The 24,715-nt window shown below is 66.8% G+C and carries 18 protein-coding genes; 10 read left to right on the top strand and 8 right to left on the bottom strand.

Translation table 11 applies throughout. The features are described 5' to 3' along the window. Nucleotides 1-8: 8 nt before the first annotated feature. Genes ACQPYR_RS23440 through ACQPYR_RS23425 form a run of 4 tightly spaced genes read right to left on the bottom strand, consistent with a single transcriptional unit; the run spans nucleotide 9 to nucleotide 5,024 of the window. On the bottom strand, nucleotides 9-2,399 hold the full coding sequence (locus tag ACQPYR_RS23440) for an aerobic carbon-monoxide dehydrogenase large subunit (protein WP_433621101.1): 2,391 nt from the start codon (nucleotides 2,397-2,399) through the stop codon (nucleotides 9-11). Next, nucleotides 2,396-2,914 carry a (2Fe-2S)-binding protein gene (locus ACQPYR_RS23435; RefSeq protein ID WP_433621100.1) on the bottom strand — a complete coding sequence of 173 codons (519 nt, stop codon included), beginning with the start codon at nucleotides 2,912-2,914 and terminating at the stop codon, nucleotides 2,396-2,398. Before ACQPYR_RS23435 ends, ACQPYR_RS23440 begins: the two co-directional genes overlap by 4 nt. Next, nucleotides 2,905-3,807: an FAD binding domain-containing protein gene (locus ACQPYR_RS23430; RefSeq protein ID WP_433621099.1), complete on the bottom strand. Its 903-nt coding sequence runs from the start codon at nucleotides 3,805-3,807 to the stop codon at nucleotides 2,905-2,907. The genes ACQPYR_RS23435 and ACQPYR_RS23430 overlap by 10 nt, the downstream gene beginning before the upstream one ends. A 56-nt stretch (nucleotides 3,808-3,863) precedes the next feature. After that, the gene (locus ACQPYR_RS23425; RefSeq protein WP_433621098.1) at nucleotides 3,864-5,024 is read right to left on the bottom strand and encodes an XdhC family protein; all 1,161 of its coding nucleotides are present in this window, start codon (nucleotides 5,022-5,024) and stop codon (nucleotides 3,864-3,866) included. Between the two features lie 64 nt (nucleotides 5,025-5,088). Between ACQPYR_RS23425 and ACQPYR_RS23420 the strand changes: the two genes are divergently transcribed. Continuing rightward, complete coding sequence (locus tag ACQPYR_RS23420; protein WP_433621097.1) at nucleotides 5,089-6,045, top strand: LysR family transcriptional regulator; 957 nt, start codon at nucleotides 5,089-5,091, stop codon at nucleotides 6,043-6,045. A 7-nt stretch (nucleotides 6,046-6,052) separates the two neighbouring features. Here ACQPYR_RS23420 and ACQPYR_RS23415 read toward each other — a convergent pair whose 3' ends face one another. Further along, a complete protein-coding gene (locus tag ACQPYR_RS23415) occupies nucleotides 6,053-6,784 on the bottom strand; it encodes a cache domain-containing protein (protein ID WP_433621096.1) in 732 nt (243 codons plus the stop codon). After that, nucleotides 6,768-7,526: a FadR/GntR family transcriptional regulator gene (locus ACQPYR_RS23410; RefSeq protein WP_433621095.1), complete on the bottom strand. Its 759-nt coding sequence runs from the start codon at nucleotides 7,524-7,526 to the stop codon at nucleotides 6,768-6,770. Before ACQPYR_RS23410 ends, ACQPYR_RS23415 begins: the two co-directional genes overlap by 17 nt. A 185-nt stretch (nucleotides 7,527-7,711) precedes the next feature. On the opposite strand from ACQPYR_RS23410, the gene ACQPYR_RS23405 reads away from it, so the two are divergent. The 9 genes from ACQPYR_RS23405 (at nucleotide 7,712) to ACQPYR_RS23365 (ending at nucleotide 22,540) form a co-directional block, all read left to right on the top strand. Then, the gene (locus tag ACQPYR_RS23405) at nucleotides 7,712-7,981 is read left to right on the top strand and encodes a hypothetical protein (protein ID WP_433621094.1); all 270 of its coding nucleotides are present in this window, start codon (nucleotides 7,712-7,714) and stop codon (nucleotides 7,979-7,981) included. Nucleotides 7,982-8,064: 83 nt separating this feature from the next. Further along, nucleotides 8,065-10,011, top strand: a complete 1,947-nt coding sequence (locus ACQPYR_RS23400; protein ID WP_433621093.1) for a glycoside hydrolase family 15 protein — start codon at nucleotides 8,065-8,067, stop codon at nucleotides 10,009-10,011. A 529-nt stretch (nucleotides 10,012-10,540) separates the two neighbouring features. Next, nucleotides 10,541-11,380, top strand: coding sequence for a hypothetical protein (locus ACQPYR_RS23395; protein WP_433621092.1), 840 nt, complete (start codon nucleotides 10,541-10,543; stop codon nucleotides 11,378-11,380). 1 nt (nucleotide 11,381) lies between these two features. Then, nucleotides 11,382-13,115 (top strand): non-ribosomal peptide synthetase, encoded by a 1,734-nt coding sequence (locus ACQPYR_RS23390; protein WP_433621091.1) that lies wholly within the window; start codon nucleotides 11,382-11,384, stop codon nucleotides 13,113-13,115. 9 nt (nucleotides 13,116-13,124) lie between these two features. After that, nucleotides 13,125-14,096 (top strand): TauD/TfdA family dioxygenase, encoded by a 972-nt coding sequence (locus tag ACQPYR_RS23385; RefSeq protein ID WP_433621090.1) that lies wholly within the window; start codon nucleotides 13,125-13,127, stop codon nucleotides 14,094-14,096. Beyond that, nucleotides 14,093-17,005, top strand: coding sequence for a condensation domain-containing protein (locus ACQPYR_RS23380; protein WP_433621089.1), 2,913 nt, complete (start codon nucleotides 14,093-14,095; stop codon nucleotides 17,003-17,005). Before ACQPYR_RS23385 ends, ACQPYR_RS23380 begins: the two co-directional genes overlap by 4 nt. Next, nucleotides 16,993-17,244 (top strand): acyl carrier protein, encoded by a 252-nt coding sequence (locus ACQPYR_RS23375; RefSeq protein WP_433621088.1) that lies wholly within the window; start codon nucleotides 16,993-16,995, stop codon nucleotides 17,242-17,244. The genes ACQPYR_RS23380 and ACQPYR_RS23375 overlap by 13 nt, the downstream gene beginning before the upstream one ends. Then, nucleotides 17,241-21,296 (top strand): type I polyketide synthase, encoded by a 4,056-nt coding sequence (locus ACQPYR_RS23370; protein WP_433621086.1) that lies wholly within the window; start codon nucleotides 17,241-17,243, stop codon nucleotides 21,294-21,296. The genes ACQPYR_RS23375 and ACQPYR_RS23370 overlap by 4 nt, the downstream gene beginning before the upstream one ends. Continuing rightward, complete coding sequence (locus ACQPYR_RS23365; protein WP_433621085.1) at nucleotides 21,293-22,540, top strand: MFS transporter; 1,248 nt, start codon at nucleotides 21,293-21,295, stop codon at nucleotides 22,538-22,540. The genes ACQPYR_RS23370 and ACQPYR_RS23365 overlap by 4 nt, the downstream gene beginning before the upstream one ends. Here the strand turns inward: ACQPYR_RS23365 and ACQPYR_RS23360 are convergent. Beyond that, a complete protein-coding gene (locus ACQPYR_RS23360; protein ID WP_433621084.1) occupies nucleotides 22,507-23,280 on the bottom strand; it encodes a class I SAM-dependent methyltransferase in 774 nt (257 codons plus the stop codon). The two genes, ACQPYR_RS23365 and ACQPYR_RS23360, sit on opposite strands and share 34 nt — an antisense overlap. After that, nucleotides 23,277-24,656 (bottom strand): DUF6002 family protein, encoded by a 1,380-nt coding sequence (locus ACQPYR_RS23355; protein WP_433621083.1) that lies wholly within the window; start codon nucleotides 24,654-24,656, stop codon nucleotides 23,277-23,279. The genes ACQPYR_RS23360 and ACQPYR_RS23355 overlap by 4 nt, the downstream gene beginning before the upstream one ends. Between the last annotated feature and the right edge of the window lie 59 nt (nucleotides 24,657-24,715).

The following is a 24,715-nucleotide window of genomic DNA, read 5'->3' as shown; positions in this document are numbered from 1 at the left end:
GCACCCACTCAGATCGGCGGTGTTGCCCGCCCCTGCATCGCTTCCCACACCCGCGACGGCGTCAGCGGCATGTCGGCGTGGCGAACTCCGAACGGCGCCAACGCATCTACCACGGCGTTGACCACCGCTGCCGGCGATCCGACCGTGGCCGATTCGCCGATGCCTTTCGCGCCGATCGGGTGGTGCGGCGAAGGGGTGACCGTGTAGCCGGTCTCCAAATGCGGAACTTCGAGTGCGGTCGGGATGAGGTAGTCCATCAGGGATCCGCTCAGGCAGTTGCCGTCCTCGTCGAAGGCCATGATCTGCATCAGCGCCATGCCGATGCCGTCGGTGATGCCGCCGTGCACCTGGCCCTCGATGATCATCGGATTGATCCGGGTGCCGCAGTCGTCGACGGCGAGGAAGCGCCGCACCTGCACTACGGCTGTCCCCGGGTCGATGTCGACGACGCAGAAATACGCACCATAGGGGTAGGTGAGATTCTCCGGGTTGTAGCAGATCTGCGCGTCGAGTCCGCCCTCGATGCCTTCGGGTAGATCTCCGGCGCCGTGTGCGCGCATCGCGATCTGCTGGATCGTGACGGCCGCGGAAGGATCGCCCTTGACGTGGAACGAGCCCTTCTCCCACTCGAGGTCGGCGATGGAGACCTCGAGCATGCCGGAGGCGATGATCCGTGCCTTGTCGCGCACCTTGCGCGCCACCAGTGCGGCGGCGGCGCCCGAGACCGGTGTCGAGCGGCTGCCGTAGGTGCCCAGGCCGAACGGAGTCTGATCGGTATCGCCGTGCACCACGTCGATATCCTCGGGTGGGATGCCGAGTTCTTCGGCGACGATCTGGGCGAAGGTCGTCTCGTGCCCCTGCCCCTGGGTCTGCACCGCGATGCGCACAACGGCTTTGCCGGTTGGATGGATGCGCAGCTCGCACCCGTCGGCCATCCCGAGTCCGAGGATGTCCATATCCTTGCGTGGACCCGCACCGACGGCCTCGGTGAAGAAGGACATCCCGATGCCCATCAGCTCGCCGCGGGCGCGCTTGTCCTGCTGCTCCTTTCGCAAGGCGTCGTAGCCGATCATGTCCATCGCCAGGCGCATGGTCTTCTCGTAGTCGCCGGAGTCATAGACCCAGCCGGTCTTGGTGGTGTACGGGAACTGCTCGGGGCGAAGGAGATTGCGCAGCCGCAGCTCGGCCGGGTCCATCTTCAGTTCGTAGGCGAGGCAATCGACCAACCGCTCGACGAAGTAGACGGCCTCGGTGATCCGGAACGAGCACGCGTAGGCGACGCCGCCGGGGGCCTTGTTCGTGTAGACCGCGGTCATCTTGCAGTAGGCGGCCTCGATGTCGTAGCTGCCGGTGAAGACGCCGAAGAAGCCGGCCGGATACTTCAACGGCGCGGCGGTGCCGTTGAAGGCGCCGTGATCGGCGAGCACGGTCGACCGGATGGCCAGGATCTTGCCTTCGGCGGTGGCGGCGATTTCGCCGACCATGATGTAGTCGCGGGCGAATCCGGTGCTGGTGAGGTTCTCGCTGCGATCCTCCATCCACTTCACCGGTTTGCCCAGCAACAGTGACCCGACGATGGCGCAGACGTATCCCGGATAGATGGGCACCTTGTTGCCGAACCCGCCGCCGATATCGGGTGAGATCACCCGGATCTTGTGCTCGGGCAGCCCGGCGACCAACGCGTAGAGGGTGCGGTGGGCATGCGGTGCCTGGCTCGTCGACCACAGGGTGAGCTTGCCCGTCACGGGATCGAGATCGGCGACGGCACCGCAGGTCTCCATCGGGGCGGGATGCACTCGCGGATAGACGATCTCCTGTTTCACGACGACGTCGGCGCGCGCGAACACCGCATCGGTCGCGGCGGCGTCGCCGGTGTCCCAGTCGAAGCAGTGGTTGTCGCGCTTGCCCTCGAGATCGTCGCGGATCACCGGCGTCCCGGGCGCCAGCGCGGTCCGGGCGTCGATCACCGGATCGAGCATCTCGTAGTCGACGTTGATGAGCTCCAACGCATCCCGGGCGGAATAGCGGTCCTCGGCGACGACGAAGGCCACCTCCTGGCCCTGGAACCGCACCTTGTCGGTGGCCAGCACCGCTTGCACATCGTCGGACAGCGTTGGCATCCAGGCCAGTCCCTTCGCCGCCAGATCCGCACCCGTGACGACCGCCCTGACCTTCGGATGTGCCTGTGCCGCGGAGGTATCGACGCTGACGATCCGGGCGTGCGCGAACGGGGACCGCAGGATCGCCAAATGCAGCATGCCGGGCAGCGATACGTCGTCGACGTAATTGCCGTGTCCGCGAATGAACCGCGGATCCTCTTTGCGCAGCATCCTGCCGTGACCGCACGGCTTGTGGTCGTTGTCGACACGGTCTTCGGGGCGGGATTCGACGGCGGTCATGACGTGGTCCCTACCGGTGTAGGCGGGGCGGCGGGTTCGGGCTGGACCGCTTCGCCGCGTTGTTTCGCCGCGGCCCACTGGATCGACCGCACGATGGTGGTGTATCCGGTGCAGCGGCAGATCTGGCCCGAGATCGCCTCGCGGATGGTCTGCTCGTCGGGATTCGGGTTGCGGTCGAGGAGGGCGCGGGCGGTGATCATCATGGCGGGCGTGCAGAATCCGCACTGCAACCCGTGGCACTGCATGAAACCCTCTTGCACGGGATCGAGTCGGCCGTCCACCTCGAGCCCTTCGACGGTGCGCACTGCACGACCGCCGGCCATGACGGCCAGCATGGTGCACGACTTCACCGGTTCGCCGTCGACCTCCACGACACAGGCGCCGCAGTTGCTGGTGTCACAGCCCCAGTGGGTTCCGGTGAGCCGCAACTGATCTCGCAGGAAATGCACGAGCAGGGTGCGTGGCTCGACTTGCGCGGTCACCGGCTCGCCGTTGACGGTCATGGTTACCTGCATGGCTGATTCCCTTCCGGCGCAGGGTGATTCAGTACGCGCTCGACCGCGGTGCGCAGCACGCGAATCGTCAGTTCGGACGCGAGGTGGCGTTTGTAATCCGCGCTGCCGCGCGCATCGGAGACAGGTGAGCACGCCGCGCTCGCCCGGCGGCCCGCCTCCGCGAAGACCTCCTCGGTGGGCGGCTCACCGATGAGCACGTCCACCGAGGAGGCCAGCGCCGCCGGATCTGGGTCGACCGCGGTCAGGCCGATCCGTGCGGCCGCTATCGCCTCGCCGCGCAGGGTCACCGTCGCGCCGGCCGCCGCGATCGCCCAGTCGCCGACGCGACGCGCCACCTTCGCGTAGGCGCTCGATGTCCGATGCCGCACCGGGATTCGGATCTCGATCAGAAGTTCGTTGTGCGACATGGCGGGTTCATACGGGCCGACCAGGAAGTCGTCCATCGCGATCTCCCGGTCGCCGGACGGTCCGCGCACCAGGCAGGTGGCACCGAGGACCGTGCAGACAGTGCACAGATCTTCGGCGGGATCGGCCTGACACAGTGAGCCACCGATCGTGCCGCGGTTGCGTACGATCGGGTCGGCGATCACGCGCTCGGCGTCACGGAAGATCGGGCACACCGTGGCGAGGTCGTCGGATTCCAGTACATGCCGATGCCGGACCATCGCGCCGATGCGCACCAGGGTCGGATCTGTGACGATGTAGCCCAGTTCGGCGGCCAGGTCGTTGATGTCGATGAGATATTCCGGATTGGCCAGACGCAGCTTCATCATCGGCAGCAGGCTGTGCCCGCCCGCGACGATGCGCGCCTCCTCCCCGAGCCGGTCCAGTAGTCCGACGGCGTGATCCACGCCCGTTGCGCGCTCGTATTCGAATGGCCCAGGAACTTGCATGTGATCGACCTCACATCAGCGGAATGAGCCAAGCCTCGGCCTCGCTGATGCCACCGTCAAGACCGATTTAAGGAATCACTTAATTCGCTGTTCGCGCTGGTCGTGTGGTGGATCCGGCCGCCGGTTCTGCTCAGTGCGCCGCCGTGTCCGCCCCAGCGTCGCGCGATGATCTCGGCCGCGATGGACACCGCCGTCTCTTCCGGTGTCCGCCCGCCCAGATCCAGCCCGATCGGGCTGGCGAGGCGGCTGAGTTGTTCGTCGGTGAGGCCTGCCTGTCGCAACCGGCCCAGCCGCTGGTCGTGCGTGCGGCGCGAGCCCATGGCACCGACATAGCCGATCTGCGGTGCGCGCAGTGCCACCTCGAGCAGCGGAACGTCGAACTTGGGATCGTGGGTCAGCACGCAGACGACGGTTTGCGAATCGACCGCGCCGGCCGCGATCTGCGCGGCGAGGTAGCGGTGCGGCCAGTCGACGACGACCTCGTCGGCGGTCGGGAACCGGGCGGAGGTGGCGAAGACCGGCCGCGCGTCGCACACCGTCACCCGGTAGCCGAGGAACGATCCCTGCTGGGCGACGGCGGCGGCGAAATCGATCGCCCCGAACACCAGCATCCGCGGCTGCCGTGCGTAACTGGCGACGAAAACACTCATGCCCTCGCCGCGGCGCTGCCCCTCCGGACCATAGGACAGCACTTCGGTGCGGCCCGCCGCGAGCAGCCCGCGTGCGTCATCGATGACCGCATCATCGGCGCGCGCCGACCCCAGCGCGCCGTGCGCATCGTTCGGCCGGATCAGCAGCCGACGCCCTACCCGGGCGGTGTCGGGGTGCTCGATGACGGTCGCAACCGCGACCGGCCGATGTTCGGCGATATCCGCGGCGACCTCGCCGAGTTCTGGAAACGTCTCCCGCGAGACCGCTTCGACGAAGACGTCGATGATGCCGCCGCAGGTGAGACCAACAGCGAATGCGTCCTCGTCGGAGAAGCCGTACCGCTGCAGCACCGCAGAACCGGTCCGGATGACGTCGGTGGCCAGTTCGTAGACCGCGCCCTCGACACAGCCACCGGAAACCGAACCGCCGACCGTTCCGTCCGGGGCCACGACCATCGCCGCTCCTGGCGGTCGCGGCGACGAACGGAAGGTCCGCACGACCGTCGCGACCCCAGCTGTGCCCCCGGCGTTCCATGTTGTCATCAGATCCGTGAGCACGTCCTGCATAATGCGTCCTCCAGACGCGATGCAGCCGTCGGCGCTGCGTTCACCTCCAAAGTAGACTCGGATTGTGACGCCCGCCCAGCTTCGGGCCTACTCGACCGTGGTGCGGCTCGGCTCCGTCCATGCGGCGGCCGGCGAGCTGGGGATGTCGGATGCCGGTGTCTCGACGCACATCGCCCAGCTGCGCAAGGAGCTCGACGACCCGCTGTTCACCCGCGCGGCATCGGGTCTGGCCTTCACCCCCGGCGGGTTGCGCTTGGCCAGCCGCGCGATCGAGATTCTCGGACTGCAGCGCCAGACCGCCATCGAGGTCAGCGAGGCCGCGCACGGCCGACGGCTGCTGCGTATCGCGGCATCGACTGCGTTCGCCGAACATGCCGCGCCCGGCCTCATCGACCTGTTCGCGGCGCGGGCCAAGGATCTGTCGGTGGAGCTGAGTGTGCATCCCACCAGTCGGTTCCGCAGCCTGATCGAGACCCGTGCGGTGGATATCGCGCTGGGACCCGGGCACCAGGGCACCGACTCGACCATCACCGCCCGGCCGTTCCTGAAGTATCAGATCATTTCGGTCGCGCGCCCCGACAGCCCACTGGCCGAGATCGCACCGCATCCAGCGCTGCTGCGGGAACAGCAGTGGATGCTGGGCCCCGGTGCGGGCAGTGTCGACGGGCACATCGCGACAATGCTGCGCGAGTTGGCCATTCCTGAATCACACCAGCGGATCTTCCAGAGCGACGCCGCCGCCCTCGAAGAGGTTCGCTGTGCCGGAGGCATCACCCTGACGATCGGCTTCGCCGTGTCCTCCGACCTCGCAGCCGGCCGGTTGCGCCACATCAAGGGACCGGGCCTTCAGGTATCCGATGAGTGGTGCGCGACCACCTTGCCACCGGACACGCGCCAGCCCGCGGTGTCGGAACTGCTGCGGTTCATCACCACCCCGCGATGCACGCAGGCGATGATCCGCGGGTCCGGTGTCGGTGTCACCCGGTTCCGTCCGAAAGTGCATGTGACGCTGTGGAGTTGACGCGGGGTCAGTGGGATGGCGTGGATCCGAGCGGACGCAACGACCAAGGCATCGCCTCGATCGGAACTGTCGCGGCAGATCTGTCCAGCCGGCTCGTCTTGGATCCGGTCGTGAATTCCGGATCGGTCCCCATGATGACGCGGCCTTCACTGTTGACCAGCACCACCCGCTGACCGAATGCTTGGAATCGCGCGAGCAAGACCTCCTCGATCGCGGCGACCGGCACATCGGCGCCGGCGATTCCGAGGAATGTTCCCGATGTGGTCGTGACCGGTATCGAGAATGTGCAGACATACTCGTCGGTGCACGCGTAATCGAGGTGCGGCCCCTGTACCCATCGCCGACCCTGCTCGCGCGGAACCGTGAACCAGTCCATTTTGGTGTAGTCGTAGAAGTATTCACTCCCGGGATTCAATTCCAGCACCAGGCGTTGCGCGGCGGGAAGCCACCACTCGAGGTGCCGGGGGTGATCGGCCAGAACGCGGTCGGCCATCACTACGCCTGCGCCGTTGAACAATTTTCCGCGCGACTCGAGTTCGCCGAGGATGGTCTCGCGCAGCGGTGCCAGATCCTTTGCCCGGGGAGCCGAGCGCAGCTTCTCGGTGAGCTCATCCCACAGGGTTGTCAGCGCGGTCCCGATGGTTGCCAGCGATGTGTAGACCTCGTCAGCCAGTTTTGTGACGGAATCAGCGAGCGACTCGATGGTCGCGGGGGCCGGAAAGTTATCGGTGTCCCTCACTGAGCTCCAAGCGCAAGGCAACAAGGCGGCGGATGCGTGATTCCGTATGCGATTCTGCCAGTTCTCTGGCCCGGGCATCGTCTTCTTGTTCGATCGCGTCCACCACGTCACGATGGGCGGTCGCCTCGACCGTGGGGTCCAGCTTCAGCCCCGGCAGCCAGAGCAAGGCCGACAGCTCTGCCTGCAGACCGACCTCGGCGCGGGTCAGCCGGGTGGACTGCGCGCACACCGCCATCTCGATGTGGAAGCGGCTGTCGGCCTGGCGGGCCGAGACGAGGTCGCAGCTGTCCTCGAGTCGGTCGGCCAGGGCGCGGAGTCCGGATATATCGGCCCGCAAGCTGCGCCGCGCGGCGAACACGGCAACCGCCCCGGTGACGGCGAAGTGCTCATCGCCTAGATCGCGCAGCTCCTGCACGCTCATCTTTTGCAACCGCGCCAGCGAGGTGCTCTCGAAGACCTCCGCCGAAGCGCTGATGAAGCTGCCACCTCCGCGCCCGCGCTTGGTGTGCACGATGCCCTGCTGCCGAAGGACGACCAGCGCCTCCCGCAGGGTCATCGTGGAGACACCCAACTGGTTGGCCAGATCGGTTTCACTCGGCAACTGCTGGCCGTCGGCCATCACACCGAGGCTGATCGCAGCAGACAGCCGCTGCACTACGGCCTCGGTTTTGGGCCCACCGCCCTCGAGCGGTGAGAGCACGGCGCCGAGCGCGGTCAATCCGGCCCTCTTCTGCTGGGACAACGCGACTCCTGGAGTGACGGGACCTGACACGATTCTACTCATTTAACAATTGAAATATGAACTATAAAGTTTTATGTACACCTCTTGAACTATGAAATCTAATGTCTTAGGTTAAGAGCAACGTGAACTGCCCCACCCGGATACACCGCGACGCGCCGACGTCACGATCGAAACAGGAATTCCCCATGTCCGAGAGCCCGACCTGCCATACGGAAGTCGACGGACTGTGTGTGACGTGGCGCATGGTTCAGCATCATGTGATCGCGATCGTCGCCGTGCACAAAGCATCCGACGCTTCGCCAGTGGCATCCTTCTGCCCCAGCAGCTACCCGGATCTCGCGCGTGCGCGAGAACTGCTTCCGGAACTGACGAGGCTGTGGGATGCGGTCCGCCGCGAATTCTGGACGAAACTGATCCCGCCGCCGCTGGTGGCCAGAGGGCCGGCATTGACATAACGTCGCCGAGCACAGTCGTTTCGGTGCATACTCAGCCCGTATCGCTTTCAGAGTTCAGCGCCGAGACGACGATGGAGCGACACATGGACGACGACAGCGAACCCATGCCGCGGCCGACGGCGTTCCCACGCATCGACGACTACGGTTTCATCTCCGACTGCGAGGTCACCGCGCTCATCGCGCCCAGCGGAGCCGTCGAATGGATGTGTCTACCCCGCATGGACTCCCCCAGTGTCTTCGCGGCCATGCTCGATCGTTCCGCTGGTTCGTTCCGGTTCGCCCCCGCCGACTACATGGTGCCCACCGATCGCCGTTACGTCCCCGGCACGATGGTCATGGAGACCAGTTGGCGCAGCGGCGAGGGGTGGGCGACGGTCCGCGATGTGCTGCTGGTCGGACCCTGGCGACACCAGGTACCCGGCCGTAGCGCCCATTGTCGAACCCCCACCGACTACGACGCCGAGCACATCCTGCTGCGGACGGTGCACTGTGAGACCGGGCAAATCCAGTTCGTGCTCGATTGCCAGCCGTCCTTCGACTACGGCAGGCATCGCGCGCATTGGGAGTACCTCGACAGTTACTACACCGCGCAGGCCGGCGCCGACGGGATCGATCTGCAGCTGACGCTGAGCACCGACATGCGCTTGGGGCTGGAAGGGACCCATGCGCTGGCCCGCACCCTGCTGAAGGCGGGCGACACACGCTTTTGCGCGCTCTCCTGGGGTAGTCGTGACGCGCCGCGCGCCGTCGACGAGGCCGACGCGCGGCTGCTGCGGACCATCCATCATTGGCGGCACTGGCTGGCCGGTGGGCGGTTTCCGGACCATCCCTGGGCTGCCCAGCTCACCCGCAGCGCGCTGACCCTCAAGGGTCTGACCTTCGCGCCCACCGGCGCCATCAGCGCCGCCGCCACCACGTCATTACCCGAAACACCAGGCGGACAACGTAATTGGGACTATCGCTACTCGTGGATACGCGACTCCGCCTTTGCGCTGTGGGGCCTGTACACGCTGGGTTTCAGCTGGGAGGCCAACGACTTCTTCTCCTACATCATCGGTTTGACCGAAGACGTCCGGGATATGCAGATCGTCTACGGCATCGGCGGCGAAAGCGACCTCACCGAGCAGACCCTCACCCACCTGCGCGGCTACGAAAATGCCCGCCCCGTGCGCATCGGCAACGGCGCGTACCGGCAACGCCAGCACGATGTGTGGGGTGCCGCGCTGGACGCGGTCTATCTCTACGCGCGCAACCAGGACCGAATCGACGCGCGAGCCTGGTTGGTGCTGAGCCGGGCGGTCAAAAGCGCTCTCACCTACTGGCGCGAGCCCGACCATGGCATCTGGGAAGTACGCGGGCAGCCCCAGCATTTCACCTCCAGCAAGGTGATGTGCTGGGTTGCCGCCGATCGTGGCGCCCGGCTGGCGCGCATCCACCAGGACTTCGAACGCGCGCATCGCTGGCAAAAGGCCGCAGACGAAATCCACGCCGACATATGCACGCACGCCCTCGATTCCCGGCAGGTGTTCACCCAGTACTACGGCAGCACGGCGCTGGATGCCTCGACGCTGCTCATCCCGCTGGTTCGCTTCCTGCCACCAGACGACGACCGGGTGCGCAACACGGTGTTGGCCATCGCCGACGAACTGACCGAGGACGGCCTCGTATTGCGCTACCGCGTCGGTGAAACCGACGATGGCTGCGCGGGGGAAGAAGGTGCCTTCACGATCTGCTCGTTCTGGCTGGTCTCGGCGCTGTCGGAAATCGGTGAGAAGACACGAGCCAAACAGCTGTGCGAGAAACTGCTCGCCTACGCCAGCCCCCTGGGCCTCTACGCCGAGGAGATCGACCCCCGGACCGGTCGGCACTGGGGCAATTTCCCCCAGGCGTTCACCCACCTCGCGCTGATCAACGCCGTAATGCACGTCATTCAGGACGAACAAGCGATATTGCGGCAGGCGCTCGGCGGGGAGTCGATCGCCCCACGACTCGACGACGCATCGTTCACGCTGGGATACATGCACCGCTGACCCTGCTGCTGCAGCCGGGTCATCCGCGCGATGACCGCACTCGAAATGCCGGCAGTCGCAACGCCGCTGGTCCAGAGCAAGGCCGAGATCTCATTCGGCAGACCGGACTCGGCACGAAACCTGTTCGCGCATAACAACTTCCGAATATCTCGATCGATACCGTTCGGTTTCGCGGACCGGCGCGCCGTGATCGACGCTACGGCAACCGATCCCGCGCGCGGACGAATCCGCGGGCCGGGCTCGATCGGAACTTCTTTTCGGCGTCCTCGATCGACCAGTTTCCGCAGGAGTTCGTGTCGGGATCAGCTCACGAGGTACAGAAGCCGAGCATCGTGTGCACCTCCAGGTCGTAGGGAATCACCAGCGGCGCATACGCATTCACGTTCTAGCTGTCCGTTGGCAGCCGAATGCCCTGCGTGCCAGCGATATTCGACATGTCCCCATGATCGGGAATACCGGACAGACGCCGGCGACCCATGCGATCGGGTTTACTTGCGGGACCCAGCCCTCGCTGCAACGGAGCGTCTACGTGGGGTCAGATTCATCGGCAACCGCCCGACACAGTGGCATCCTCCCACCGGGTTTCATCGACCTCGGACCGGGTACCGGCGAATTCCTTGTGGTGGCAGTGGATTTCGACCTCAGCAGCCGCGGTGAAGCCGGGTTTCGTGAACTCGCGGCGCAGCTGCCCGAACCGGTGACGGTCTGGCTGACCGCCCAGCCGCCCGCGAGCGTCGCCGACACGGCCTCGGGTGCGGCCTACACCGCGTGGTGGTGGGACCGCCTCGCCGGCGCCGGAGCGGAGATCGATGCGGTGCTCGGTTATTGCGCGGGCAGCGTATTCGCCTCCGCGCTGGCCGATGAGGTGGCGCGCCAGCAGGGCCCTCGACCCGCCACCGTGTTGTTCAATCCCGGTCGGCCCACCAAGGATTCGGTGTTCCGTGACATGAGCACCACCCTGACTGCGCTGTCCCCGCTGTCGGCCGCTGAACGAGACGACCTCATCGGCGAGGCGAATAGCCTGCTGCGGGAGTGGCCGCGCGATATTCCCGACATCCTCGATCGGCTACTGGCGCTCTATCGCGACGCCGCGCACGATGCCTTCGAACGTGTCGGAATCGCACCGGATGTCGGCGCCGAGCTGATCGATGTGTTCGCCTCGTACACCGCGTATCTGCGGGCGGCGTCGACCATGGCGCCGCAGCCGCAGTGGTCGTCGGCGACCGCCGTGCTCTCGGTGGAAGACGACGGGGAACCGGGTTTCACCGCGCATCGCATCCCCACCGCGATCGGCCGCCGCGATCTGTTGCGCACACCCGAGGTCGCACGCCTGGTCCTGAACGCGATGCGGCCGGAAGGTAGGGGATGACATGGCGACCGGCACATCCACTGTCGCAGAACTGTTCCGCGAGCGGGTACACCTGATCGGCGACGCCACGGCTGTCGTCCACCCCCACGGCCGACTCAGCTACCGCCAGCTCGACGACATCTCCACCCGCCAGGCCCGGGCGCTGCACCGCCACGGAGTGCGCCGTGGCCACCTCGTCGGGGTGTATCTCGACAATTCCGTCGATCTGGTCATCGCGTTGCTCGCGATCGTCAAGAGCGGGGCGAGCTTTCTGCCGCTGGCCGTGACCGATCCGCCGCTGCGTACCGAGACGCTGCTGCGGGCAGCGGACCCGAAACTCGTTCTGGTCGATCGACACAGCCCGCCGTCGCTGGCCGAACGAGCTTCCGCGGTCCCGGTGGGCGTGGCGTCCGCCGACGAGGAGCTGCCCGACAATCCGCTGCTCGACCCAGCGCCACAGGATGCCGCGTACGTCATCCACACGTCCGGTTCCACAGGCGAACCCAAGGGCGTTGTCATCGAACACGGTGCCCTGGCAACGTATTTGCAGTGGGCGGTGACGTCGTATCCGGGCCTCGCCGGTGTGGTGCGGGTGCACTCCTCGCCGGCGTTCGATATGGCGGTGACAAGTCTGTTCGGTCCGCTGGTCGCGGGGGGAACGCTGGATATCGCATCCCTCGACGACCGCGGCGAAGTCCACGCCATACCGTCCTTCCTCAAGGTGACTCCCGCGCACCTGCCGCTGTTGCGCTCCGCATTCCCGCACTGTGCGCCCACCGCGGACCTGATAGTCGGCGGTGAAGCGCTCACCGGTGCGATGCTCGCCGACTGGCGACGGGAGAATCCCACCGCTGCCGTCGTCAACGAGTACGGGCCGACCGAGGCCGCGGTGGGTTGTTGTGTTCATCGGGTGGCGCCCGGCGATGCACTCGAACCTGGGCCGGTCCCCATCGGCCTGGCCACCCAGGGCACCCGGCTGTACGTGCTCGATTCCCGACTCGATCCGGTCGGCGAGGGTGAGTTGTATATCGCCGGGCCGCAACTCGCGCGCGGCTATCTGCGCAGGCCCGGACTCACGGCCGCCGCCTTCGTGGCCGACCCGTTCGGGCCGCCCGGCACTCGGATGTACCGCAGCGGCGACCGTATCCGCCGCCGAGACGATGAGCTGCTCGAGTTCGCGGGACGGATCGATGACCAGTTGGCCATCAACGGTTTTCGGGTCGAGCCGGGCGAAATCGCCGATATGCTCACCCGCGCCCCCGACGTGGCTCGAGCCGCGGTGGTAGCCCGCGAGGACGGATCCGCGGGCACAGCGCTCATCGCGTACGCGACACCGGCACCGGGCGCTATCCCGACCGCTGCCGCGCTGCGGGATTACCTGGCCGATCGGCTTCCGGGACACCTGGTCCCGACGACCATCGTGCTGCTCGAGGCGTTTCCTCTCACCCCGAACGGCAAGATCGACTACGCCGCACTTCCAGAACCATCGGAAAACGCTGGGCGGCAAACGGATTCGTCGACAGCACCGCAGACGCCCACCGAACAGCTCGTGTGTGAGCTCATGGCGGAGCTGCTCGAACTCGAAGAGGTCGGTGTCGACGACGATTTCTTCGCCCTCGGCGGCACCAGCCTGGCCGCCGCGCGCCTGGTGACCCGAGCCCGCCGCAGCGGGGTGGACTTCACCCTCACCGACGTGCTGAGCCACCGGACAGCGCGCAGATTGCTCGATCGCCCCTTCCGCCCGGCCCGGCACTGAGGAGACGACATGGCATGGACGCTGCCCACCGAACCAGCCCACCTCGGTCCCGTTGCGGGCACCGTGGAAACCAACGGGCGCACCTCGGCAGCGATCTATCCGCTCCCGGACGACCTGCTCGACATCCCCGAGTGGGCCCGGCGCCACCGCGCGCAGATCCGGCACGAGCTGGCCCGATTCGGAGTGGTGCTGCTGCGCAACATCACCGTGGACCTCGAGCTCTTCGGGCAGATCGTCGCGGCCGTCGGCGGGGATCCGCTGCCCTACCGCGACCGGTCCACGCCCCGGTCCCACGTCGACGGCAACATCTACACATCCACGGAATATCCTGCGGACCAACGGATTCCGCTGCACAACGAGAACTCCTACGCCGACGTCTGGCCCGCGCTGCTGTTCTTCTTCTGCGCCGCACCCGCACAGCACGGCGGTGCGACGCCGGTCGCCGACAGTCGCGTGGTATTCGACCGGATAGACACCGATGTCCGCACGCGGTTCGCCGACGGCATCGTCTACACCCGCACCTACCGTGACGAATTGGGACTGGGCTGGCAGGAGGCGTTCCAGACCGATTCGCGGTCCGAAGTCGAGGAGTATTGCGCCCGCCACGGCCAGCAATGCGAATGGGACGGCCCGGTACTGCGAACCCGATTCCACCGGCCGACCTGGCGTACCGAGGCGGCTTCCGGCAGCACGGTGTGGTTCAACCAGGCCCACTTGTTCCACGTGTCGGCGCTGGACGAGGAGATCCGTGAGGCACTGCTGCTGAGCTATCCCGACGGTGATCTCCCCCGCAACGCCTATCACGGCGACGGCAGTCCACTGGCCGCAGACGATCTCGAACACATCGACCAGATCTACCGGGAATGTGCCCTCACCATCCCGTGGCAGCGCGGCGATCTGATGGTGGTCGACAATATGGTGGCCGCGCACGGCCGCATGCCGTATCGCGGCGCGCGGCGCGTGCTGGTGGCCATGACATGAGCGGCGACATCACCGAACAGGGCGTGGCAGTCTATGCGGCGTCTTTCGGCCAGCGTCGGCTGTGGTACGCCGAGTGCCTGGAGCCCGCGAGCCCGATCGCCAACGTGCCCTTGGCGATACGCCTGCGCGGGACCTTCGATCCCGCTGCGTGGCAGCAGGCAGTCGATGTGGTGGTGGGGCGGCACGACACGCTGCGTACCTGTCTCGCCGCTCGCGGCGGGGCGCTGGAACAGGTGGTCCTCGACACCTGCCGGGTACGCGTCGAGGTCGAAGCGATCCCCGAATCGGCTGCCCCGCACTTCCTGGACCGGGTCGCGACCACCCCGTTCGATCCGACGGTCGCGCCGCTGCTGCGCATGGCCATCGCCCGTTTCGCCGATCGTGATCACCTGCTGGTGATCACCATGCACCATGCCATTACCGACGGCTGGTCGTACGGCGTGCTGCTGCGCGAACTTTCCGACAGCTATGTCGCGATTCGCGCGGGTGTGATCCCGAATCCGCCCGAACTGACAGTGCAGTACGGCGATTACGCCGAATGGCAGCAGGATACGGTCGCGGCGGGCCGGTGGGCGGATCAGGCCGACTTCTGGCGCGCCGAACTCGCGGACGTGCCGCTCGTGTTGGATTTGCCGACCGACCAGCCACGGCCATCGGTGCGGTCATCGGCGGGCGAAGCGATTCCGTTCCTGGTGCCCGCGCCGACCGCCGCGGGCATTCGGGAGGCGGCGCGCCGACTCGGCGGCACAGTGCATATGGCCCTGATGGCCGCGTTCCAGGCGCTGCTCGCCGACATCGCCAGTCAGGACCGGTTCGTCGTCGGCACGGCGGTGTCCGGCCGCAGCCCGGCGGCGGTGGAGAACCTGATCGGATTCTTCGTCAACACCGTTCCCGTCACGGCGGATTGTTCGGGTCGGCCGACATTTTCGGAGCTGTTCGGCCGGGTCCGGGAACGGCTGCTGCGCGCCTACGCCAATCAAGAGCTCCCACTGGAGCGCATCGTGGACGCCGTGCGCCCACCGCGGGATCCGGCGCGCACTCCGCTGTTCCAGACCATCCTCACCTACGGCCCGCACCCACTCGCCGAACTCCGCCTGCCCGACGTCGAGCTGGAGTACGTCGCCATCGCCCCATCCGGCGGCTGCCATTCCGACCTCGACCTCATCGTCTACGACGATGGAAAGCACTTGCAGGGCTATCTGATTCGACCCGCCACCATCATCGACCATGAACGTGCTTGCCAATGGGTGGCCGAACTGCTCGAACTGCTGGCCGATATCGGGGCCGGCCTGAATCGTGCGCTCTGCACGAACGCCCGTCCGACGCCGACGATCCCAGCACCGCAAACCGCTCCCGCCGACGCGGTGGCCGCCGACGGTCCGCGAACCGACCTGCAGCGGTATGTCGCCGACATCTGGGCGCGGTTGCTCGGGCTGGACTACGTCGGCGTGCACGACGACCTTTTCGCCTGCGGTGGTGACTCGCTGCAGGCCATTCGGCTGCTGAGCCGGGTCGAATCCGGGACCGGGCGCAGTATCGGACTGGCCGATTTCCTCCGCACGCCGACCGTCGCCGGACTCGCCGCGCTGCTGGCCACGAATCCTACTGCGGCCGCACCAGATTCAGTACCGATCGGCCCATCCGCACGCATTCCCGCCCGCGTTTCATACGGCCAGCACCGTCTCTGGTTCATGCAGCGACTGGAACCCGAAAGCACCACCTACACCGTGCCGGTGGCCGCCAGAGTGCGGGGTGCATTGGATCTCGCGGCGCTGCAACGGGCCGTCGAGGTGATCGTGGCAAGGCACGATGTCCTTCGCACGCGCTTCGCCGACACCGGGAGCATTCCGGAACAGATCATCGAAGCCGACTTCGGGATATCGATCCGGGTCGACGATATAACCGAGGCGGCCGCCGCGGATTTCGTCGACCAGGTCGCCGCCACCCCATTCGACCTGACAACGCTCCCGTTGCTGCGCATCGCCGTCGCGAGATTCGGCGACACCGATCATCTACTGGTTGTCACGATGCACCATGCCATCACCGACGGCTGGTCCATCGACCTGCTGTTGCGCGAATTGTCGCTCTGTTACAACGCTTTTCAGGCGAATACGACGCCCACACTGCCGGAGGTTGCGATCCGCTACGGCGATTTCGCGGAATGGCAGCGCGCCATGATCGAGGCGCGAAGGTGGGATGGGCAGTCGTCGTTCTGGCGCACCGAACTGGCCGACTGGCCGCTGACACTGGACCTGCCAACCGATCGACCGCGACCGGCCGTCCGCACCGCACACGGACAATCCCAGTATTTCGTGATCCCCGCGGCCACCGCAGCGGGTATACGTGCGGCGGCCCAGCGGTACGGCGGCACAGTGCACATGGTGCTGATGGCCGCGTTCCAGGCGGTGCTCGCCGAACTCGGCGGACAGGATCGTTTCGTGGTCGGCACCGCGGTATCCGGACGTGGCGCCGCCGCAGTCGACAATGTCGTCGGATTCTTCGTCAACACCATTCCGGTCAAGGCGGACTGTTCGGGCGCCCCCGACCGGCCCGAGCTTTTCGACCGGGTCCGGCGAAACCTGCTGCGCGCCTACGCGAATCAGGATCTTCCCCTGGAGCGCATCGTCGCGGCCGTACGCCCACCCCGCGACCTCGGCCGCACTCCGCTCTTCCAAGCCGTACTGACTTTCGCGACCGACCCCTGCGCCGAATTGCGTCTCGGCACAACGCATATCGAATCGCATCCGGTGCTGCAGCACACCGCCCGCACCGATCTCACGGTGGAGATCCACGACACCACACCGGCTTTGGACGGCGTGGTGGAGTTCAGCACCGACCTGTTCGACCCGGTGACCGTCGCCTCGTTCATCGACCGCCTGCTGGAGGAGCTCGCCGAGTGGAACCGCTGACCGATATGACCTGCGCGGGCATCACCGCATATCTCACCCGGATGTGGTGCGCGATCCTCGATCTCGATGCGGTCGGCCCGGATGACAACTTCTTCGACCTGGGCGGAACGTCGTTCCAACTGCTCATGGTGAAAGACCGCCTCGATACCGAGTTGGGCATCACCACCGAGCTGATGAGCTTCTTCCGTCATCCCACGGTGGCGGAGCTCGCCGACTACCTCTACGGGAGGACACGATGACGGTGGACGACGCGATCGCGGTGGTGGGTATGGCGGGCCGTTTTCCCGGTGCCGCCGACGTGGCCGAGTTCTGGCAGAACCTGGTGGCGGGCAAGGAGTCTCTGGTCCCCGCGACAGCGGGCACGCCAGCAGACGCTTACGGTGTCCTGGCCGACATCGACCTGTTCGATGCCGAGTTCTTCAAGTTCGCACCGGCCGAGGCCGAACTCCTCGATCCGCAGCACCGGCTGTTCCTCGAATGCGCATGGCATGCCTTGGAGCACGCGGGCTGCCCGCCGGACCGCTATGGCGCGCAGACCGGAGTCTTCGCCTCCGCCAGCCCGAGCACATATCTGCTGCGGACCCTGCTCACCCGATTCCAGCACGCGAGTCCCACCGAGCAGCACCGCATCCTGTTGGCCACCGACAAGGACTACCTCGCCACCCGTACCTCCTACAAGCTCGACCTGCAGGGGCCGAGCATCGGCGTGCAGACGGCATGCTCGTCGTCGCTGGTCGCGGTGCATCTCGCGGCCCGCGCGCTGGCCGCGGGCGACTGCGGGGTCGCGGTGGTGGGCGGGGCCACCGTATTCCTTCCGCAGGTGACCCTGCAGGAGCATGTGGACGGCGCCATTATCTCCGCCGATGGGCACTGCCGTCCGTTCGACGCCGCGGCCACCGGTGCGGTCGGCGGCAACGGGGTGGCCGCGGTGGTACTGCGCCGCGTCGCCGACGCCGTCCGCGATGGCAATCCGATTCGCGCGGTGATCCTCGGTTCCGCGGTCGAGAACGACGGGCGGCGCAAGGTCGGCTACGCCGCACCCGGCTGGGAAGGCCAGGTGCGGACCGTATCCCGCGCGCTCGAGCGTGCGGGTGTCGCGAGTACCGATATCGGATACGTGGAAGCCCACGGCACCGGCACCCCGATCGGTGATCCGCTCGAGGTATCGGCGTTGGCCGAAGCGTTCGGGCGGCACCGCGACGGTGCGGCGACACCCGGTGACTGTCTGCTCGGTTCGGTCAAGTCGAATATCGGGCATCTGGACGCCACCGCGGGCGTGACCGGCCTCATCAAAGCGGTACACGCGCTGGAACACGGAATCATCCCGGGCACAGTACATTTCCGGGAGCCCAACCCGAACTTCGAATGGGATCGCTCCCCGTTCGCGGTCAACGCATCGGTGGTGGAGTGGCCGCGATCGCGCGCGCAGCGTCGTTGCGGGGTAAGCAGTCTCGGTATCGGCGGCACCAATGCCCATGTGGTGCTGGCGGGTTGGGCCGAAACCGCACGCCCGCGCACCGAACGTTCGTCTCATGTCGTGACGTTCTCGGCGCACTCCGCTGCCGCCCTGACGGCCCGGACCAAGGACCTGCGCACATATCTCGAGACCAACCCCGACACCGATCCGGGCGATATCGCCCGCACCACCCAGGTGGGCCGCAGTGCACTGCCGCACCGTCGTTTCGTGATCGCACACAACCGCTCCGAATTGGTGGCGGCACTCGCCGACACCCCGGCCGTCGGCACGCGCGCGGCGTCGAAGGCGAAGGTGGCGTTCCTGTTTCCCGGTCATGGCGGCCAGTACCCCGGCCTCGGCGCTGGGCTGTGGCCCGACTTCGAATTCTTCCGCGATGCGCACCGGGATTGTCTCGACCTGCTCGCCGCCGCCTCCGATCGACCACTGAAAACAGAACTGTCCGAAGCGGATCGTGTGCACGACACGCTGGTCGCCCAGCCCGCACTGTTCGCGGTCGAATACGCGCTCGCCCGCACCTGGCTGCACCTCGGTGTGCGTCCGGCGAGCATGATCGGCCACAGCCTCGGCGAATATGTCGCGGCGGTGATCGCGGGCGTGCTGACCGTCGAGGATGCGGCGCGGCTGGTGCTCGCCCGTGCCGAGCTGATGCAGGAACTCGCGCCGGGGGCCATGCTCGCCGCCGCCATCAGTGCCGAAGACGCCGCCCGGTTCGTTGCCGCGGGGGCGGATCTGGCGGCCGTCAACGCCGCGAAATCCTGTGTGCTTTCCGGGTCCGCCGAGGTCGTCGACACGATCGCCGAGGATCTGACCGACGCGGGCATCCCCTTCCGACGCCTGGCGGTGTCGCGGGCCTTCCACAGCCGGATGACCGACAGCTGCCTCGACGGCCTGCGTGCGCAGTTCGCCCGAATCTCCTTGCGGCCACCCGACATTCCCTTCGCGTCCAATGTCACCGGCACCTGGATCACCGACGAGCAGGCGACGAGTCCGGACTACTGGGTCGAACAGACACGGCGCACTGTCCGGTTCGCCGAAGGTTTGGCCACCGTATTCGCCTCGGGTCCGAATATGGTGGTGGAATTAGGGCCCGGCCGGGCGTTGAGCAAACTGGCACAGCGCGATCCGGCGCGGCCGGAAGGCGTGCAGGTCCTCGCGGCCCTGCCCGCACCCCTTGACCAGGAATCCGAATCCCATTGCCTGTCAACGGCATTGGCAACGGCATGGACCGCGGGCGCGCCGGTCGACTGGTCGGCGCTGTGGGAAAGTGACGTGCCGTCGGTCGCGGTCGACCTGCCTGCCTACCCGTTCCAGCGCACCCGTCATTGGCCCTCCGAAGCACCCGCGCAATCCCGCGCCGCAGCGACTCCGGTGTCTACAGAACCACAGACCGACCCCCAACCGTCCCGCTCGGACACCGCAGAACTGCTCGCGGCGGTTCGCTCCACCTACGCGGATACGATCGGACGTCCGCTCGACGACACCGCGAACTTCTTCGACGCGGGCGGAGATTCGCTGGTGGCAGTGCAGGCAGTACTGGCGTTGCGCGCCGAACTGGGCCGGGAGCTGTCATTGCGCGAATTCGTCGACAACCCCAGTATCGAGCAGCTGACAACCCTGCTGGCCGACCGCGCAACCGCCGTCTCCACCTCTCGGCCAGCCGTGAGGACACCTGCCACCGAACTTTCGGCCCAGACATGTGCGGTGACACCGACGGTATCGGTGCGCGAGGGGGCCTGCGCCGCGCCCGGACCGCGGTCGGGCCCGCAGTTCAGCGTCTTCTTCTTCTCCGCCGACTCCGTCGAGGGCGACCGCTATGGGCTGATCCTCGACTGCGCGCAGCGCGCCGACGAACTCGGCTACACCGCGATCTGGACACCGGAACGCCACTTCCACCAATTCGGCGACTTGTTTCCGAACCCCTCGGTGCTGGCGGCGGGAATCGCGACCCGCACCAACAGGATTCACCTACGTGCGGGCAGTGTTGTTGCGCCACTGCATCATCCGGCACGGGTCGCCGAGGAGTGGGCGATCGTGGACAACCTCTCGGGCGGCCGGGTCGGACTCGGATTCGCGCCGGGCTTCCTGCCGCTGGACTTCGTCTTCAGCCAGGCCGCCTACGAGCGCAGGCAGCAGATCCTGCTGGACCGTGTCGAAAAGGTGCGCAAGCTGTGGCGCGGCGAATCGATCGATGACGTCGACGGTTTGGGTGAGCGGGTGCGTCTGCGCACCTTCCCCCGGCCGGTCCAGCCGGAACTACCGGTGTGGCTTACCGCGGCCACCAACCCGGCGACCTTCGCCGCGGCAGGACGGTCGGGCTACAACGTACTCACCGCGCTGATCAACCTGGACGTGACCGAACTGGAAGAGCGGATCGTCGCCTATCGCGCCGGACGCGCGGAGAGCGGCCTCGACCCGGCCGCGGGCATTGTCACCGTCATGGTGCACGCCTACCTGGGCGCCGGTGACGACGACGCGGTACGCGCGGTGGTGGAGCGACCCTTCCGCGACTACCTCTGGGCGAATTCGGAAATCATCAAATCCGCGGCCAAGGCGGTGCTCGGCGACCTCGATCTGGATCAGCTCACGGCCGCCGACCGCGACACCCTGATGGACTTCGCTTTCGCGCGGTACTGGGGATCGAGCGCGCTGCTCGGCGGTGCGGATACCTTCCGGGCCAGGGCACAACGACTGGCGGATATGGGCGTCGACGAGATCGCCTGCCTGGTGGACTTCGGCCTCGACCGTGGCACCATAGTCGCCGGTGTGGAACGCATCGCCGAAACGATGGCGCTGCGGACCGTGCCCCGGGTATGACGACGCGCCCACCCGCGCGCGCATCGACCGGCCACCTGCGGCTCTTTCTCGGTGGTCAGGCGGTGTCACTGCTGGGCGACGGGCTCGCCCTGTTGGTGGTGCCGCTGCTGGCGCTCGAGCTGAGCAGCAGTCCGGTGGTTTCCGGTATATCGGCGGCCTCGGTGACCATCGGCTACCTCTGTGTCGGCGTGCCCGCGGGCGTCGTCGTCGACCGGTTCGGTCCGTGGCGGGTGCTCGTCGCGATGGACGCGCTGCGTGCCGTACTGTTCACCGCGCTCTACGCACTGGCCGTAACCGATCTGCTGACGGTGCCTGTGCTGCTCACGCTGGGTCTGCTGGCCGGTGCGAGCCACGTGTTCTTCGAAACCGCGATCACGGTGGCGGTGAAGGACCTCTACGCCGATCGCGATCTGCTCCGGGCCAACTCGGTGCTCGAGGTGAGCAGCCAGCTGGCCCTGGTACTCGGGCCGGTCACCGTCGGTGCGCTGGCGGCCACGGTCGGTCTGGATGCGGCGTTGCTCGCCGATGCCATTACCTTCCTGGTCTCGCTGGCGAGCCTGCTCGCCGTGTGGTCGCTGCGGTCTCCGGTGCGGCTACCGGTGTCCCCGTTGCGAATCGGTGATATCCGGCGCGAATTCCGTGCCGGATTGCGGTACCTGCTGTCGATCCGGATTCTCGTGGTGTTGACCGCCATGCAGATGGTCGTGAATTTCGGCCTGGCCGTGGAGAAGCTGCTCTTCTTCTACGCCAAGGACACACTCGGACTGGCCACCTCGCTGGTGAGTGTGGTGGTGGCCGCCGGTGGTGTCGGCGGACTTGTCGGCGCGCTGACGGCGCCATGGTTCGGATATCGGCTCGGACATCTGCGGGTGTTCGCCGGTGGTGTTCTGCTCGCCGGAATCGCCACGGCCGCTATGAGTCTGGCGCATACGTGGCCGGTGCTGGCGGCGGCGAACGCAGTCTACCTCTGGGCATTGGTCACCGCGAGCCTGGTGAATCGCACCCAGCGGCAGCTGATGGTGCGTGACGATATGCTCGGGCGGGTGACCAGCACCGTGAAACTGCTGTTCCTGGCGGTTGATCCGATCGGTGTGTTGGTCGCGGGTAGTCTCACGCTCGCGCTCGGCGGCGATCCTCGGTTCGTATTTCTCGGTGCGGGAATGCTGGTGGCGGGTGCCGCGATCGCGGGGTGGTATTCCGGACTTCGGAGCTATCGCCGTGCCGCGATAAGCAATCTGCGGTAGTCGCGCAAGGTCGGCGTCATGGTCTGTGCCTCCGAAACCAATACTTGCGCGGCCTGGGCCCCCAGTTCCGCGACCAAATCCGGTTCGGCGTCGATAATCCGGTCGTACACCGCGCTCTGGCGCTCACACCAGCCCGCGGGTTCCCGGCAGGTGAGCACCTCCCACCCCGCCGCCGTCAGCAGCGTCGTATAGGACAGATAGCTCGGCTCCCACGTCGACATCACCCAGCGCGCCCCCGGCTCGAGCAATCGCGCTACCTCCCGCATGGCGGCGGCTTTGTCGAGGACCATCCACAGCGAATCAATGCTCACGGCGCCCTGGAACGAGCCCGCCGGCAGCCCGGTGTCGAGGAAATCCCCGACGACGAAACTCGCGGTCCCGCCCGGATAGAGTGTCGGAGCGCGCTTTTGGGCCGCGGCGACCGCTTCCGGGAGCAAATCCACGCCAACCAGATCGACCCCGGCGTGCCGGGCGATCCACAGGCCCGGTCCGCCGCGTCCACACCCCACATCGACGATGCGATCGCCCGGACCCACGTCCAGCCAGCGCCTCAACGACCCCAGTTCCCCCGCGGAACTGAAGCCCAGCGGTTCCAGCCCGTCCGGGAGGTCCGCGCCGTAGCACTCCTGCCAGATCGCGGTGAGCGTCGGGCTCCAGTCCCCCGCGGCGTACACCGGGCGGTACCTGGCCTCGTCCGCCAGCGGAGCGTCCGGCTCCGACGCCGCGGATTCCGTTGTCACAGTGCTGCCTTGGTGAGCGGCACCTCGAGATCGGCGGCCGTGCGCACCCGCGTGGTGCACGCCTGCGACAGCGGCACATAGTCGTCGGTGGAATAGCTGCCCGAGCCGTGCACGACCACCTCCGCCCCCGCGGGCACCAAATCGCGATCGACGGCGTTCATGACACCGGTCAAGGCCATCACCAGCGACCATTCCCGCAGTGCGGCGGTGGCGGCGGGCAGCGCGATATCCACTGCGGCCAAGCGGGCCCGCAACTCGTCGTACCGGGCCAGGCATTCCCGCCGCGACACCACGATGCCGTCCCCACCGTGCCGTTCGATGATCGCGTTCATGGTCGGCGACGTCGCCGGCCGTCGCGTGTAGAAGGTGCTGTCCAAATCCTCGGTGGGACTGTCGGTTACCGCCGGGAAGTGCGGATCATCGTGCTGCACATACGCTTTCGCGGATTCGTCCCGAACATAGCGTGGCGGGATATCGCCGTCGGACCGCGCCCGAAGCAGGCTCGTCACCATATCGGGCGTGCGCAAATGTTGCACGAGTAGGAATTGCGGATGGTCCGGATCGGTCTCGGGGTGACGCACCCGCCTGCCGAGGTGGTATCCGAGCAGCCCGAACGCACTCGATACGGCATGCGCGTGCAGTCGCCCCTGCGCTGGTGCCGCGCCCGACACGTCCGCTTCGAAGAAGGCCCGCGCGGTGTCGGCGACAATGTAATTGGCCAAATCCATTGTGTACCAGAGTCGGACGCCCCGATCCCGCTCGAAGGAGTCCGCAGCCGCGCGCACGAAGTCGGCGGCCAACGCCTTGACTCCGTCCGACCGTTCACCGTCGTAGAGCAGAATCGGGTTGCGCCGCAACAACTCCGAATCATCGGATAGTTCAGAGGCCCACAACTTGGGTAGCGACCCCGCGGGCACGACCACGGCGATGCTCAACTGCGCGGCCGATACCAGACCGAGGCGGATCGCCCGCAGCACCGCATCGCGCAATGCGGTGCCCTTGTTCGCCGATGTCGGCGTCACGATCATCACCCGTTCGCCGGTTCGCTGGATATGGGCCACCGCCCTGGCCACGATGAGCACCGAGGCGAATGTTTTCGTGGTCCGCGTGGACGCGGTGCAGCGCAAATCCAGCAGCCGCAGCTCCCGGCCGGCGTGTGAACCCAGCCCGACCATCCGCATGCGAGCGGTCCCCAGTAACCGCGCCAGCGGCTCGGTCAGCTCGGGAAGCTCCGGATCGATGGGCAGCCCCGGTGTATTCGGAGTTCCGTTCTCGGACCGGTAGAGCCGGGCCGCGGTGCGTAGGTCCGCGTAATAGCGGACCAGCACACTGTCGCCGTCGATATCCACCGGAAGTGCGGTCTGTTCGATCACCATCGGTTCTCCAATGCGGGCGACAACGCTGTAATGCAGCCTCCCGGAAAGGATATCGACGC

Origin of the sequence: Nocardia sp. CA-120079 (genome assembly GCF_050955745.1) — a bacterium.
Taxonomy (GTDB): Bacteria; Actinomycetota; Actinomycetes; order Mycobacteriales; family Mycobacteriaceae; genus Nocardia.
Note: the sequence above shows the minus strand (reverse complement) of the source record. Positions and strands in the feature narration are given on the sequence as shown.

Bases quoted from the DNA above. Each gene is read 5' to 3' on its own strand.
- ACQPYR_RS23400 (WP_433621093.1), top strand. From the start codon at position 8,065: ATGGACGACGACAGCGAACCCATGCCGCGGCCGACGGCGTTCCCACGC.
- ACQPYR_RS23390 (WP_433621091.1), top strand. From the start codon at position 11,382: ATGGCGACCGGCACATCCACTGTCGCAGAACTGTTCCGCGAGCGGGTA.
- ACQPYR_RS23370 (WP_433621086.1), top strand. From the start codon at position 17,241: ATGACGGTGGACGACGCGATCGCGGTGGTGGGTATGGCGGGCCGTTTT.
- ACQPYR_RS23365 (WP_433621085.1), top strand. From the start codon at position 21,293: ATGACGACGCGCCCACCCGCGCGCGCATCGACCGGCCACCTGCGGCTC.
- ACQPYR_RS23440 (WP_433621101.1), bottom strand. From the start codon at position 2,399: ATGACCGCCGTCGAATCCCGCCCCGAAGACCGTGTCGACAACGACCAC.
- ACQPYR_RS23385 (WP_433621090.1), top strand. From the start codon at position 13,125: ATGGCATGGACGCTGCCCACCGAACCAGCCCACCTCGGTCCCGTTGCG.
- ACQPYR_RS23425 (WP_433621098.1), bottom strand. From the start codon at position 5,024: ATGCAGGACGTGCTCACGGATCTGATGACAACATGGAACGCCGGGGGC.
- ACQPYR_RS23355 (WP_433621083.1), bottom strand. From the start codon at position 24,656: ATGGTGATCGAACAGACCGCACTTCCGGTGGATATCGACGGCGACAGT.
- ACQPYR_RS23435 (WP_433621100.1), bottom strand. From the start codon at position 2,914: ATGCAGGTAACCATGACCGTCAACGGCGAGCCGGTGACCGCGCAAGTC.
- ACQPYR_RS23380 (WP_433621089.1), top strand. From the start codon at position 14,093: ATGAGCGGCGACATCACCGAACAGGGCGTGGCAGTCTATGCGGCGTCT.
- ACQPYR_RS23430 (WP_433621099.1), bottom strand. From the start codon at position 3,807: ATGCAAGTTCCTGGGCCATTCGAATACGAGCGCGCAACGGGCGTGGAT.
- ACQPYR_RS23405 (WP_433621094.1), top strand. From the start codon at position 7,712: ATGTCCGAGAGCCCGACCTGCCATACGGAAGTCGACGGACTGTGTGTG.